The organism is Brevibacillus sp. MCWH, from assembly GCF_013096935.1.
Classification (GTDB): domain Bacteria; phylum Bacillota; class Bacilli; order Brevibacillales; family Brevibacillaceae; genus Brevibacillus; species Brevibacillus aydinogluensis.
The window spans coordinates 85,178-99,677 of sequence record NZ_SDLF01000011.1; the positions used below are offsets into that span (position 1 = coordinate 85,178).

The window sequence follows — 14,500 nt, forward strand, 5'->3', positions numbered from 1 at the left end:
TCTGTTTCTAGCCGCTTCTGACGACAAGAGCTATTTCATGACCAGGTACTGTTCCAAATCCAAATGCAGCAGGTACTCATTCTCTTTCAGAGAAGGGCTGCGGTAAAAGACGACGGAGAATGTGGGATATTCTTCATACGGGATGAGCCTGTATTCCAGAATGTCGCTGAAGTTCTTTTCAAACTTCCGGTCGTGCACGGACTCAATAGACTTTCCGTCAATGCTCAACGGCAGCTCCGCGCACAGGAAACTGAAAATGGAATCGTCCAGGGACGCAATGATCTCGTCCCACTTGGGCTTCTTCTGCTGGAAGAAGTACTCGTACACGTTGACGCCGTACGCATGCGCCCCCAGATCGGTCGTGCACAGGCCGGCGAAGCGGAGCGGATTCACCTCGATTGGAATGAGCTGGCCCGATTTGGAAATCCGCACTTCAAAGTGCATCGGGAATCGGCGGAGCTGCATTTCATGGCCCAACTGCTTCATAAATGTCTCGATTTTGGCCAGGGCCTCCAGCAGCACGCTTTTCCCGGTGAAATAAATCCGGTCGGACGTGTCGGCTTCGTGCGCAAACATGCGCTTGAACACGTTCAGGACGACAGGTTCCCCGTTTGCATCGTAAAACGCATCGACCGCGTATTCCTCTCCCTGAATCCACTCCTCCAGGATAAAGCTGCTGGCGCTCACGACCGACTCGGGATAAATCTCCTTAGCCGCTCTCATGTCCGCCTGCAGCTGCTTGCACATCACCGGCCATTCGTCCGGCTTTTCCACCAGGTAAACGCCGACGCTGCGAAAGCCTTTTGTCGGCTTGACCACCAGTGGAAACGGAAGTGTCTCCACCGGCAGTCGGAAAATCTCCTCATAGGAACACTCGCGGAAAAAGAAGTCGGGATACAGCTTTCGCAAGGTCTCGCGAAACTTGATCTTGTTTTTAAACAGCTCCGCCTGTTCCATGAGCGGTGTTCCCTTCAGAAGCGGATACACGGACGCCACCGCATACTCGGAATTGCACAACAGCGCAAGGTCGGGATCACGCACACGATCCGCCACCTCGTCCAACTGCCAAATCTCCAGCGTTTTATCCAGCGGAATGCGGATATCCCCGCACTTCACCGCCGGTACGCCCACATTGGCAAGAGTCTGGGACAAGAGCAGAGATACGTACGGCTTATCCAACACCATCATCATGCAGATTGTTCCTCCTTACCCGCATCGCCGCGCACCACAAACTTTTTGACCAACTCATTGAGCTGTTCGGAGGTCGCTTTCATCTGACCGGCAATCTGTCTCATATCAGATTGAATCTCCGTCTGATTTTGAATGTTGCTGCTGATCGTCATCAGAGCCGCCGTCATTTCCGTGATGCTTTCGGTTACCTGCCCCAGATTTTGGGACGAAGCGTCCGTTCCGTCAGCCTGCGCGTCCACATTCGCCTCGAACGTCTTGATCTGCTCCGTGGAACTTTCAATCGACGTTTTGATCTCTTTCATGTGTTCGATCAGCGACATGACATTTTGTTTTTCCCGCAGAATAATCTCGCTCTGCTTGCTGAGCGTGTGGATGGTCTCACTGAGCGAGTTTTGCAGTTCGCCAATAATGCCGTGAATATTGTCCGAACTGTTCTTGGATTCTTCCGCCAGCTTGCGAACCTCTTCGGCTACGACCGAGAAACCTTTGCCGGCTTCACCCGCCCGCGCCGCCTCAATCGAAGCGTTCAACGCGAGCAGATTGGTCTGTGTACTGATGCTGGTCATGGTCGTCACGATGTCGCTGATTCGTTTCATGCTGTCTTCCAGCTGCTTGGCAATGTCAACCGACTTCTTCACTTCGACCTCGATATTGTCCATGCCGGCCAGCGCCTTGTTGGCAACGCCCTCCGAGTTTTCGGACAAGTTCTTGATCTGTGTAATTTCATTGACCAGATGGCCCAACGTGGACAGGTTGTCCCGAGTGGTCGCGGCAATCTCCTCCACCGCCGCGCTCAATTCCTGCGCCACCGCGGAGATGTTGGTGGACTCATTGCTTACGTCGTTGGTTTTGCGGTTGATGCCCTCGATGTACTCGGTACTGGACGCGATGTTTTCCTCCAATTGAATGGAGTAGTCAACAACGGTCGTGGCCGAACGTTTGATGTCGGCGATCATCTTCTCCAATTGGTTCAGGTATTCATTAAATGCGTCGGCCAATTGACGAATTTCATCTGACCCGGATACCTGAATGCGCCCCGTCAGATCTCCGCCGCCCGAGGCGATGGCAACCAGACGGTCGCGTACGTCCGACAGCACGTTCAGACGTTTGGAGATGTATGCGAAAACAATCACAATCCCCACGATGAACATGAAGATGATCAGGCTGATGAGCATCACCTGCTGGTCGGACAATTTTTCAATGTTTTTGACAGGAACCCACAGGAACAAATACCACCCTGTCTCTTCGATCTTGTTGGCAAACACGAGATCGTCCTGATCGGTGTACAGATCGCTGTCTTTCTGTTCGTTTAATACCTTCACCATCCACGCCTTCATGGCAGGATCTTCAATATCGGTTTCCAGCGTATTCTGTTCGTTTGTCTCCACCTGTTTGACTGCGCCCGTCAAGATGTTTTGATAGGAATCAACAACCATGGCGTGCATGCCGTCCGCCAGCGAGAGCGAGTTGGCGATGTCCGCCACACCCGTCAAGGAAATGTCGATGGAGAAGACGCCCTGGAACTTGTCCTGTGCATAAATCGGGATGGAAGCCGTCACCATCATGCCTGTTCCCAATTCGTCCTTGTACGGCTTCGTCCATTTAATCTCCCGGCTGGGGTTGTTTTCGGGCACGGCGATTTGGAAAAATTCATTGGCCATGGATTTGTCGGTCGTATAGGCGCCTTCCTTGTTATCCACGAACGGATAAATTTTTTGGAACTTGTGAACGGTCGTAAAATAGTACCACTGCGATTCGGGAATTGTCTTTTTAATCGTCGCAAACAGACCGTCGAAGCTCTCGGACGCCAAAATCTGCCGCTTTTGCTCAACGGTCAGCGGTCCTTTTTCAATCCGCGCATTCCCGATGTCCGCCTTTGTTTTGGCGACATATTCGTCCAACGCGTACAACCCGTTGCTCATCCGATACTTGCTCTCAAACAACTGGTTGACCAGGTCATCCGGATATCCGCGCAGTTCCTCCAGCTTTTTCTCGTACGAAGAGTTGGCCAGCTTGCTGACCACCCCGATTTTTTCGAACTCTTCCCCGATCAGCTGAATCTTGGACTGCAGGAGGCTGCTTGTTTTGTTGATCTCCTCCTGCTGAATGGTTTGTTTGGAATAACTGATGGCAAATGAGGACAGTCCCAATTGCAGGACGAGAATGATCACAAACAAGAAGAGGACACGGGCTTTTAAACTGCGCAACCGCAACCCGCGCCATTGGAAGTCCCATTTTTTGCTCGTCGCGTTCATGTTTCTACCTCCGATCGTCTGTTGGTTTGAAGTGATATGAAATGGCATCCTAGAACAAACCTGTAACCCCCTTTCGCTCATTCGAAAGGTTGGACTGGCAAAACCGGCTGCCACTAAGCAGACGATAACGGTGGCCGTGGAACCATTTTCCCTTGCTGGAATGTTCACAAAAAAGACTATTCGGTTACCCGAATAGCCGCCATTCCTGAGACTGAGTGAAATAGAGCGCATCGGTTTCGGCAACCCGGCCATCATAGTTTTGACAACTTAGACCCGAGGCTTTGCGTCCTTATCTTTCGATAAGTTTGCCATTGACGAACCTTGTCGAAATTTAGTGGATTTTAGTGGTTTCTGTAATATATTGTGTCTTTTTGTCACATTCATGATATAACGAATTAGGTTACTGGTCAATATTTCCTATACCGCGAAAGTTGATAGACCTATGGATTTGCAGCGAAATTTCCAGCGGCTTGGGAGTTTTCTCACATAGGATTGATCGGTAGAGAGGAGCTTGGTAGGAGGGATGAAGAGATGATGGAATGGGGATTTGAGGTTCGATAAAAACATTTTATTGGCGTGATGGGCGTATAAAACCCCCCCCCAAACGACTTGTTTGAGGGGGCGGACCGAAGACAAACGGTTCATTGAGTTAGCGTCCACAAAAAATGATTTCCAGGCCGAAAGGCCTGCCCATTCATCAACCGAAGCGGAAGACAATGTGCATCGCGTGGAGGGATGGGCCAAGCGAGCTCCTTTGACGACCTGCTCAGCGGAAAAACGAAGACGCGGGAATCAACAGGGGACACAAGTCTCACTTCCTCGAAATACCCAGATGTTTGTCCCCTGCCCGCGTCTCGTTTTGGAGCGGACTTCATTCGCTTCTGTGCTGGGCGTCAAGCGAGCGAGCTGGCCCGATCTCCCATGCGCCGCGAACTTTGTCTACACGCTGACCCCCCAAACGACTTGTTTGAAGGGGCGGACCGAAGACAAACGGTTCATTGAGTTAGCGTCCACAAAAAATGATTTCCAGGCCGAAAGGCCTGCCCATTCATCAACCGAAGCGGAAGACAATGTGCATCGCGTGGAGGGATGGGCCAAGCGAGCTCCTTTGACGACCTGCTCAGCGGAAAAACGAAGACGCGGGAATCAACAGGGGACACAAGTCTCACTTCCTCGAAATACCCAGATGTTTGTCCCCTGCCCGCGTCTCGTTTTGGAGCGGACTTCATTCGCTTCTGTGCTGGGCGTCAAGCGAGCGAGCGGGCCCGATCTCCCATGCGCCGCGAACTTTGTCTACACGCTGACCCCCCAAACGACTTGTTTGAGGGGGCTGTTCCTTCATAACGATAAAAGAGCGCTCAGCCTAATTTTCCGCCGTGGTAACAGTAATAATGCGCAGCGTGCAGACTTGTAATGGTTCGCAACGATTGCTCCGCTTTTTCCAGATCCAAACAATAATGCGGATTGGCGACGACGAGTTGACCGTTGTCATTCACCGCAGCATCACCGGTAATCACGCTGTTCAGTTCGGGAACATACAGGGAAATGTGCCCGGAAGTATGTCCGGGAGTAGCGATGATTTTACATTGATTGGAAAACAGCATGCCGCCATCGCGCACCACGTGATCAACGGGCACATGTTTCAAACTCTTCAACTGCTGGATGAACCATTTGCCAAATGCCTGTTGTTCCTCAGGCAAATGCTGCAGCAGGTTTTCAGCCTGAATCAATCGCTCTGCTTTGCTTTCACCGCTGATGAACCTGGCTTCCTGTTCACTTGCGATAATCCGTATCCACGGGTATTTTGCTTTAAAATCATACAGTGAGCCGATATGGTCATCATCGTAATGCGTAATGATGATATGTGTGAGATTCTTCGCGTCATAGCCGTTTCTTGCGATCTCGCTTTCGATGAGAGGGAGAAACCCCGGATACCCGGTATCGACCAAAGCCAGTTCATTCTCCGATACGATCAAACTGGGATAGATCACATTGGTTGTGCCATTAAATTCAAACGAAATGCTCAGTTCGACAATCTCCATACGCTTCACCCTACTTTCCATAAGTCCGTATCGTTTATTCCGGGTGATTCCCCGACGCCTCGCCAACCGTATAAGGCGTTGTCACGTTGGGATACGTCAAATGCATCGACATCCCCAACGCCGCATGCTCCAGTATGTGGCAGTGATCCATCCAGATGCCCGGATTGTCGGCGCGGAATGCCACTTCGTAGGTTTCGCCCGGTTCCACGAGGACAGTGTCAAGCACGAGCGGACTGCCCTTGTACGGCTTGCCGTTTCGGCTTAGGACAACAACATGATGTCCGTGCAGATGCATCGGATGCTCCGAAAACGACCGGTTGACGATGCGCGTCTTGACGAGGTCCCCTTCCTCCACCACGAACGTCGGCGTATGCGGAAACACTTCCCCGTTAATGGCCCACAAGTGATTCGAGGAGCCATTGTAATTCCCCAAATAGATCTGGTCCAACACCATGAGAAATTCCCGGTCAAACTTTGCAGTGTCATCAATTGGTGCCGGAGCGGGAGCACCGTATTCCAGCGGGTCCAGGATCGCACCTCCTGCCCGGATGTCGGCTTTCCCCTGCCCGTCTTTACTGAATACAACAACGGCTTGGGATTCCCTCTCATCCAGCGCCAATGTTACCGGATGTTCAGGCATCGTAAATGTCACATCATACCGGCCGCCTCCCCCGATTTTCAGCCGCCGGTCAGTCACCACCCCCGGCTTGTGAATGTCCCAACCGTCAATCGCGGATACTTGGAAAGGCGTCCCATAAAGCGAGAATATTTTCGTATTGCTGGCGCTGTTCATGAGCCGAAGCCTCACCTTCGTACCGGGCTTTATGATTTGGCTTTGAGCGGGGGCTGGCAGATGCAGAACCGCTGTCTCTCCATCCGGCGTTTCCCAGTCGTGAGCGAAAACCGTGACATCGGCTTCCTCGCCGCTCGTCTGACCATTCCCGGCACTGCTCGCATCACTGCGCTTGGGCAGGATAATGAAGGCCCCGAACAGCCCTTTGGCAACCTGGACCGAAGAAACTTGATGGGAATGATACCAATGGCTGCCCGTCTCTTCCACGACAAAGCGATACGTATGGGATTCGCCGGGCATGACGGCATCTTGGGTCAATCCCGCCACCCCGTCTTCCGCGTTTGGAACATCGACGCCGTGCCAATGCAAAGTAACCCCTTGTTCAATATCTTGATTCCGCAGCGTGACTTCCACCAGATCTCCTTCGTGCACCACCAGCTGCGGGCCCGGAACCTGGCCGTTAAATGTCCACGCTTCGACCGTGTGTCCCGATGCGAGCTGGATCGTCTTCTTCTGCGCGACGAGCGTAAAGCGTTTGTCGGGTTGGCCGGTGCGGGGGCCTGTCAAATCGGCGACGCTCACCGCTGCTGCGCTGCCTCCTGCCGGCATGACGGCATGGTGACCGTGATGATCTGACGATACAACGCTCGGAATTTCGGAACCTCCGCCATATTCAAACGTTTCCGGATGAATCATCGCCATGGATTCAGGAAATTTGCTGTTTGCAAGCGACCACTGAAACCACGCCACCAACAGGACAACCGCCGCTGATGCCAACGCGGTTTTTCTCAATACCCGCGCCAGAATCCCCTGGGGGCGGGACCGGATGATCTCTACGCGCCGCCGATGGTACAACCACAGCAGAGCGGCGCATCCCACCAGCACGGCCAGGTACAGCGTGGACTCTCTCACATCCGGGATGGATGGAATATCGAACATTACCAGAGACAGCACCAAGAGGGCCCCGGCTGCCATCGTGTGAATGGATGCCGCGATGAACACCAAAGATTTCGGCGTCATGACCGTGTTCTGCTTCAAGAATGGCAGAGCGCTTCTGGCCACGAAAATAGCCGGCAGAGCCAAGAGCGGCAGCATGACGATAACGCGATCCATGACGAAATACCAGCCTAGCGTGAAATAGGCTATCGTTATGACAATACCCCAGAGGAAAAGCAGGATGAAGCCCGCCCAAACGCCGACTCGCACCGCTTTTCTCCACCGGGAAACACCGGTTTGCCGAAACGAAACGTATTTCAGACGATTCGCCGCAAGTCCGGTCAGCCCCCAGACGATCACAAGCGCCAACAACAGAATAAATTCCAGACCATACAGTGCCTCGAGCACGAAATTGCCTCCTTTACGTCTCCCTCCAGGAGCCCCTTTATACCGTTACCTTGTCATGCCAGTTCACGCGATAATCGTACATCCACGCGAGAGATTGACGGCTCGCCATCTTCAGAAAGAAAGGGAGCATCAAATCGCGGAAAAACACTTGTACCGGATTCGTCGCATGTTTGCGCTGGCCAATGCTTCTCGAATACTTGACGATCTTCTCCACCCGTTCCCGCCGCAACAGCTCAAAGTGCCGGAACGCCTCTCCCAGATTGCCGATGTCCCGGACGCATTTGGCGAGCATCAAGGCATCCTCAAGCGCCAGCGAAGCCCCCTGCCCGGCGTTGGGCGAAGTCGCATGAATCGCGTCGCCGATGAGTACCGCGGGTCCGCTGTACCAGGCGGAGACGGAGATCAGGTCGTAGATCGGATAGACGCCGATGTCGCTTTCCGTCTTGCGAATAATGTCCGGAACGGGCTGAAGTTCGCCTTGGTACAGGTTGCTGATCACTTGACGCCACTCCGCCTGTGGTATGGACATCAATTCTTTTCTCGTCGGCCTGCCCGGATAATCGAGATTACCGAACCAGTAGATTTCTCCGTCCGACTTGACCAGATAACCGAAAAACGCTTTTTTCCCGAATACCATGTGCTGGGTGCCGGGCTCGCGCGGAACATCGACGCCGCGCGCAAAGCCGCCAAAGCTGATCAGGCCCGTGTAATCCGGTTCCGGAGCGTTGGGCAATATCAGCCTGCGCGTGCGGGAATGAATGCCGTCGCAGCCGACCAGCAAATCGCCTTCCGCAGAGGTCCCGTCTTCAAAAAAGGCGGTCACCTGCCGATCCGTCATCTGCAGATTTGCAAGCCTTTTGCCGAATTCGATCGGGATGCCTTCCTGCAAGGCTGCTTCGCGCAGCACTTTGTGCAAAAATCCCCGTTTCACCGTGAACCCTTGCACTTCTCCGGAACGGTCGCCGATCGTCCCCAGCCATTTGCCGCTGCTGCTGTGAAAACTCATGACGCGCATTTCAATGCCTTCCCTGCGAATGCGGTCGTCTACGCCCAGTTCGCTCAGGATGCGCATGCCGTTGCGCGCCACATTCAGAAACAGGCCGGCGTAATCATCATGATCCGGCTGTGCTTCATAAATGCGCGGTTCGTATCCGGCCCGCCGCAAAAAGATCGCAATCGCAGGTCCAGCAATTCCGCAGCCGATAATCAGCGCTCGCTTGTTTCGCATCGTGTCATTCTCCTCCTTGAACACATTGGTTATTATCTTAAAAATTAAGATATAAGGCCGGAGGTGTCACATTTGCATAAGCGGACGATTTCCTATATCTTAATAATTAAAATATATGCAAAATGCGCTCCGCTTTCCATATCCATATTACGGGGAATGAGAAGCTTCTTGTACCGGCTGCAGCCCGATTTGCTCCCCGACTTTGGTCGGAGATGAAATTGTGATGGGGGGATTGTCCATGAATCGCCGCGAACCGGTTCAACCGGAACTGTACGCTTCCTTGCAAGATGCTTCCCGGAAGCTGTCCACCCAGACCGTGTTTTTCCACCAGGCCGTAGCCAAATCGCTGGGGTTAAACATCACCGATCATAAGTGCCTGAATATTGTGCTGGAGATGGGAAGAGCGACCGCCGGGCAGCTGGCCGAGCTCACGGGACTGACGACAGGCGCCATCACCAGCGTGATCAACCGCCTGGAGAAAGCGGGATTTGTCCGCCGGGCAAAAGATCCCAACGATCTGCGCGTCGTCTATGTCGAACCAATCCCAAGCAACCTTCAACCGATTCAGGACGTCTTCGCGCCGCTCGGCAAGGCCATGGCCGAGCTGTATTCCCGGTACAGCGCAGACGAACTGCGGCTGATCCTCGACTACCTCGAACGATCCGCGCACATTCTTGCCAGGCAAACGGAGCGGTTGAAGGGATAAAACATCCATCGAAGCGATGAACCGGCGGATGGATAAGCTTTGGATCATTCATGCATCGCTCGGCGCGCACGCCTCAACACGCCGAGCGATGTGCAGTCAATAAAAGCTGATCTCTTCATACGTAATGCTGCCGATCCATTCATCAATCGCCCGGATACGCGAAGGTCCAGACGTTTCATAAAGCCGATCAAATGATTCTGCCAATCGCGCTCCGCCCCTTCCCGCCCCTGGATAATGGTGTAAAGGTCCGCAGCCCCGCCTCGCAACTCTTCATAGAACATGATCTTGCACAAGATCGCCAGTTCCGTGTCACCAAACGAGGCGTACAGCGCTTCGTAATCTTCCCCGTACAGGCAGTCGCTCTCCAACAGATCCAGATAATCGTGCAAAGAGAAAAAATGAGACCGGATGAGCCGGACTTTGTCCTCCTTGGACTCGCTGCGGCTGATGTCGTCGAGCAGACGGCGCAGCTGTACATTGCTCATACTGTCTCCCGTTTTCAACGATATGGTGACAGGCCTGATGTCGTCTTCCTTGTCTACGATGATGACCGTCTGCAGATTCCGATGTTCCGCAGCGTTGACAATTGTCATTTTAGAAATTGCTATTGTCCCCTAAGTTTCTATAGACCTCATGGCTACGACTACAGCAAACTTATAGATATTCTAGAATTTGCATTAGACTAGAGGGGATCGGATACATAACTACAAAAACTTCCATAAGAGGAGATCAGGCATTTTTGCTAAGAGATAAGATATAGAAATGACTATTTACAAAATTCAAAAAAAGATGTATTTTTTTGGTATAGGAGGTGATAGTCGGAATATTTTTGTAATAATTTCTTATTAAAATCGTATAAAAAGGAGAGATGTACATGAAGAAAATCATTGGACTTTTCCTCTTTGCATCGGTTGTCATGGCATCATTGACTCCTACTGCATTTGCGTATACAAAACCTTCTGGCAACTATTGCGGAGCTGATGACAAAACACCAGGTTCTTCTAGTACGAAAATTCAATATTTTAAAATTCCTTACGAAGTAGAGTATTCTGGTGATACATCTAGTATTACTCCACTACTTTTAGACAAGTGGGTTTATAGCGGTGAGTCAAAAGCATGCGGACTTCCTTTTACTGTCGAATCGTACACAAATAATTACTCACAAACTGTAAATTACACGTTCACCGCAAAGGCATCTAAATCAACGACGTATAATACTAGTGTGAACGCAAATTTTTTGGATGCATTCAATGCAACAATGGGATACCAAGCAACAAATACTGTTGAGAGATCTTCGCAGTTCTCCGTTCCAGTTAAACCATACACAACGGTTACTTTAAAGGCGTCACCTTCCCTAGCAATCATAAAAGGCACATGGAAATACCTTACTGGCTCAAAATACGTTGAGGTCTATTACCCAACACATCTAAGATGGATAACCGAATAATTATAAGAAGGAGGGGCTCGAAGTGAGGCCCCTATCTTCTATGCCCTGCCTGATGTGAATAGTTGAAGCATAATTATAGAGTTGGGGCGTGCAAGTTGCCGATATGTGTAAGAAGGGAGACAATTTATGATGTCTAGAAAGTTTTTTTTCGTCACATTGTTGGCAGTATCATGTTTATTATCTTCATGTACTCAGGAAGTATCGACCCAAGAATTCTATGTAGTGAAGAATGAAGGTAGTTATGAATCATACTGGGATAATAGTTATCAAAATTTGTTTATCTTAAATCTTGCCTTTAATCACTCTCCTGATTTAGAACTAAATCAAAGCGATATAGAGTCAATAGAGTTACTACCTCATACCGATTTAGTGAAGATTGAGAAGTTTATCATTGAAGAAAATCCCCCTCAAGGGACATTAAAACAAAAAGCATTGTTTGTTCATCTTTTGTCACAAAGAACTGGTACACATACTTTTAACCAGATAGCTTTTCATACGAAATATGGTAGAAAGGTTATGGAGTTGGGGAATATTAATATAAATGTACATAAAGGTGTGTTTTCCGGAGTCATGCCTTTAGGAAAAAATATAGGAGTCTTTCCAGTATCAACACCATTGACAATTTTCCCAAGAAACGACAATGATTACCCTGTTATTATTAAAGGCATATTATTACATAATCCTTATATTACATATGACCGAAGTGACATAAAAATCTTAGTCGATAATAAAGAAGTGCCGCTGCCAACAGATGGGGTCAAGCTAAATCCAAAAGAACAGTTACAATTGACCGTGTATTGGAAAGTAAATTTTCCGCCTAACCAAATCATCAATATTGAGGCAAGACCTTTATTAATTAGTGAGCGTCAAGGCAACATTGAATATGCAGATATTCCAAATATGATCTTTCGAAACGATTTCAAGCTTCCTGCAAATTAAAGCATAAGACCACCATTCAATAGCTTGAGAAACCTTATTCTACCATTTCTGGTTGCTTGATCACCCCCAAATCTAAGATTTTTGAGAAATAGTTGCTACAAAAGTTGTGCATCTACAGTAATCTGATATTGAGCCATTTTCAAAAAACCTCTCTCTTCCTTGAATGTGGTCTCGTCAACTCACTACCGAGTTTTTTGATATGGCTCCCTTATTTTTAGAGAATCCCTTGTTGTCTTGTCTACGGAAGGATTCTAAGCGGCTTTGCTCATCTTTCGGACCTTGAAAGTTGATGGCAAAATTCACCTTGTATAATGGATACATTCCTCAAGGGTGGTCAGCTCAACCTCTCATCCTGCACGGGTGAGAACTTGTGACGAGCCAATCAGCTTAATAATCTCTTTCAGATTGTCGCAATGCTGCGTATTAAAAGAAAAAGTAGATCACCTGTCAGCCTGGTGATCTACTCCGCAGCTAACAATTGTCCTCTCGCTTGTGGAGGACAGACTGCAGGTGTAGCAACACCTGCGGTCCTTTATATAATACACAGGATTATTTTCCATAAACAACAACAAGTAAAACCCTTTCGTACATAAACATAAAATTAATTCCGTTTCATGGGAGTTAACAAGTTTTTTGCTCAGTCGCCCTCTGGTGCTTTTTCGATTTTTTTCACCCGTGCGCCGTGCATTAACCCGTTTCTGCATTATGTCTTTACGCACGGGGAATGTCAGCACGCCGCTTCGCCAAGCTCGAATCTGCAAGCCGGCCCCATCAGCCGGAAGAAGGGTTGTTCCGCCAATACTTGTTGACCGCTTCAGAACCAATCGTTCCGAACCATGCTTCCCTATCATAGGGGCAAACGAATTTCGCCAGTCCCCCGTTTCCCGGAACGCTAGTCAAACACGTGCGCCTTCGCCCAATGCTTGCCGCCATCCACCGTCGTGTACATGACGGTCGGTTCCTTGGAATCCGAGCAGATCAACCACCCCTTGTTCCCGTCTTCAAAGGCCAACAGCATATCCCCAAATCCAGGGAACGATTCCGTCCCCTTTTCCACCGTTTTGCCGCCGTCCTTCGTCCACCCGATCGTATTGGGCAGATCGCACGCCATGCAACGTCCGCCCATGAAGGCGATGTCGGGATTGACCACGTACAAGGGGCCTGGCGCGGAACCGTCAATCGTCGGGCCGCCGGGATAATCGGCGGGGAATCCCGGAGCAGGTCCACCGCCTGCCGTCGACTTCGCGATTACGGTCTGCCAGTGCCGTCCGCCATCCGTGGTGTGAAACAGGGAATAGGAGGTTTGGTTCATGCCGTATCCCCCGATGCACTGAATCCAGGCGTCATCTTTTCCGGCCGAACGGATGACCGCACCGCTGAGCAGGGCAACCGTTTCGCGCTTCATCACCGCGCTCCACGACTGGCCTCCGTCGACGGTTCGCATCACCTGAAAGACGCCGTTCTCCTGCGTCACCGCCCACCCATTCGCTTTGTCGTGAAAATAGGCATCGCCTGTCAGCTGCTTCGGAACCGGGAGCGGCTTCCACGTTTTTCCCCCGTCCGTCGTCCGCCAATGGGCGACAAAGCCCTCCTGGCCGGACACAAAATGGAGAAATCCCGGCTGCGGCACCTTGCCCACAAGCGACCAGTGCTTGCCGCCGTCCTTGGTGTGATACAGGAGGCGTTCACCGTCGGCCGCCCCATCCCGGGCCACGGTCGCCCACGCCAGCTGGTGGTTCAGCGCAAATACCTGTTCCACCGCACCTTCTACTTGATGCTGGACGCGCCAGCTCTTTCCTGCGTCGTCGGTCCGCGCGATCCACCCTTTGCCGCCGACCCAGCCCGAGCGGAAATCCGCCAACCGCACGGCTGTCACGTTTCCCAGCTTGGCAGGTGTCGTAGCGGATGGAGCGGAATTCTCCCCGCTTCCCCCCGGCGATGGTTCCCCTGTCGCGGAAGACGCCGATCCCTGAGTGGAACCAGCCTGGGAGTTCGTATCGGACGGTTGCTCCGCCGCGGGGGTCGGCACCTCATTGGAGCCGGAACACCCCGCGAAGATGCCCAGAAGCACCGCCAGGATGATCGCAAACGCGCGTCTGTATGCATATGTCAAAATGATCACTCCCTGTTACTGTCTGAAACCCATCACCCATAAAAGCTGCTTCAATAACTTTGACGCAATGTTCCCCAAAATATTTCAACCAATTTCAGGGAGTGAGTGCAGGTGCAAACGGGAGGTTACCAAGCGGCTTCACATCGCTCAACTATCGGACCTCACAATTCCATGGTATAATTTACCTTGTACAATAGATATGGCTCCTCAAGGGTGGTCGGCTCACCTCTCATCCCACGCGGGAAGGGGGTGAGAACATGACAGTGTACGAGGCAATCAGCCTGATGATCTCTTTCGGATTGTTGATTGTCGCATTGCTGTCGTTCCCAAAGAAAAAGTAGATCACCCTTGAGTTTGGCAACCGGTGATCTACTCCACTGTAAACAATGAGCCGCCCCCCTTGTGGGGAACGTCTATTGTACAGACCGTAGGTGTAGCAGCA

General features: G+C 51.1%; 11 protein-coding genes and 1 riboswitch. Of the genes, 4 read left to right on the forward strand and 7 right to left on the reverse strand.

The features are described from left to right. Nucleotides 1-30: 30 nt before the first annotated feature. The 5 genes from ETC00_RS11890 to ETC00_RS11910 form a co-directional block, all read right to left on the reverse strand. Nucleotides 31-1,191 (reverse strand): ATP-grasp domain-containing protein, encoded by a 1,161-nt coding sequence (locus ETC00_RS11890; RefSeq protein ID WP_171566302.1) that lies wholly within the window; start codon nucleotides 1,189-1,191, stop codon nucleotides 31-33. Beyond that, nucleotides 1,188-3,446, reverse strand: coding sequence for a methyl-accepting chemotaxis protein (locus tag ETC00_RS11895; protein WP_171566303.1), 2,259 nt, complete (start codon nucleotides 3,444-3,446; stop codon nucleotides 1,188-1,190). The genes ETC00_RS11890 and ETC00_RS11895 overlap by 4 nt, the downstream gene beginning before the upstream one ends. A 235-nt stretch (nucleotides 3,447-3,681) precedes the next feature. Beyond that, nucleotides 3,682-3,766: riboswitch (cyclic di-GMP riboswitch) on the reverse strand. A 1,038-nt stretch (nucleotides 3,767-4,804) separates the two neighbouring features. Next, on the reverse strand, nucleotides 4,805-5,488 hold the full coding sequence (locus tag ETC00_RS11900; protein WP_171566304.1) for an MBL fold metallo-hydrolase: 684 nt from the start codon (nucleotides 5,486-5,488) through the stop codon (nucleotides 4,805-4,807). Between the two features lie 34 nt (nucleotides 5,489-5,522). Beyond that, nucleotides 5,523-7,625 carry a multicopper oxidase domain-containing protein gene (locus ETC00_RS11905; protein WP_171566305.1) on the reverse strand — a complete coding sequence of 701 codons (2,103 nt, stop codon included), beginning with the start codon at nucleotides 7,623-7,625 and terminating at the stop codon, nucleotides 5,523-5,525. Between the two features lie 37 nt (nucleotides 7,626-7,662). Continuing rightward, complete coding sequence (locus ETC00_RS11910; RefSeq protein WP_171566306.1) at nucleotides 7,663-8,853, reverse strand: FAD-dependent oxidoreductase; 1,191 nt, start codon at nucleotides 8,851-8,853, stop codon at nucleotides 7,663-7,665. A gap of 238 nt (nucleotides 8,854-9,091) precedes the next feature. Between ETC00_RS11910 and ETC00_RS11915 the strand changes: the two genes are divergently transcribed. Next, entirely contained in the window at nucleotides 9,092-9,559 is a 468-nt protein-coding gene (locus ETC00_RS11915; RefSeq protein ID WP_171566307.1) for a MarR family winged helix-turn-helix transcriptional regulator, read from the forward strand. Nucleotides 9,560-9,603: 44 nt separating this feature from the next. On the opposite strand, the gene ETC00_RS11920 is transcribed toward ETC00_RS11915, so the two are convergent. Continuing rightward, on the reverse strand, nucleotides 9,604-10,152 hold the full coding sequence (locus tag ETC00_RS11920) for a hypothetical protein (RefSeq protein WP_171566308.1): 549 nt from the start codon (nucleotides 10,150-10,152) through the stop codon (nucleotides 9,604-9,606). Between the two features lie 281 nt (nucleotides 10,153-10,433). On the opposite strand from ETC00_RS11920, the gene ETC00_RS11925 reads away from it, so the two are divergent. Both ETC00_RS11925 and ETC00_RS11930 read left to right on the forward strand, forming a co-directional pair. After that, nucleotides 10,434-11,006: a hypothetical protein gene (locus tag ETC00_RS11925; protein ID WP_171566309.1), complete on the forward strand. Its 573-nt coding sequence runs from the start codon at nucleotides 10,434-10,436 to the stop codon at nucleotides 11,004-11,006. Between the two features lie 129 nt (nucleotides 11,007-11,135). After that, a complete protein-coding gene (locus tag ETC00_RS11930; RefSeq protein ID WP_171566310.1) occupies nucleotides 11,136-11,945 on the forward strand; it encodes a hypothetical protein in 810 nt (269 codons plus the stop codon). A gap of 892 nt (nucleotides 11,946-12,837) precedes the next feature. Here ETC00_RS11930 and ETC00_RS11935 read toward each other — a convergent pair. Next, a complete protein-coding gene (locus ETC00_RS11935; protein WP_171566311.1) occupies nucleotides 12,838-14,058 on the reverse strand; it encodes a beta propeller repeat protein in 1,221 nt (406 codons plus the stop codon). A 284-nt stretch (nucleotides 14,059-14,342) separates the two neighbouring features. On the opposite strand from ETC00_RS11935, the gene ETC00_RS20695 reads away from it, so the two are divergent. Continuing rightward, nucleotides 14,343-14,399, forward strand: coding sequence for a putative holin-like toxin (locus ETC00_RS20695; RefSeq protein ID WP_230077849.1), 57 nt, complete (start codon nucleotides 14,343-14,345; stop codon nucleotides 14,397-14,399). Nucleotides 14,400-14,500 lie beyond the last annotated feature (101 nt).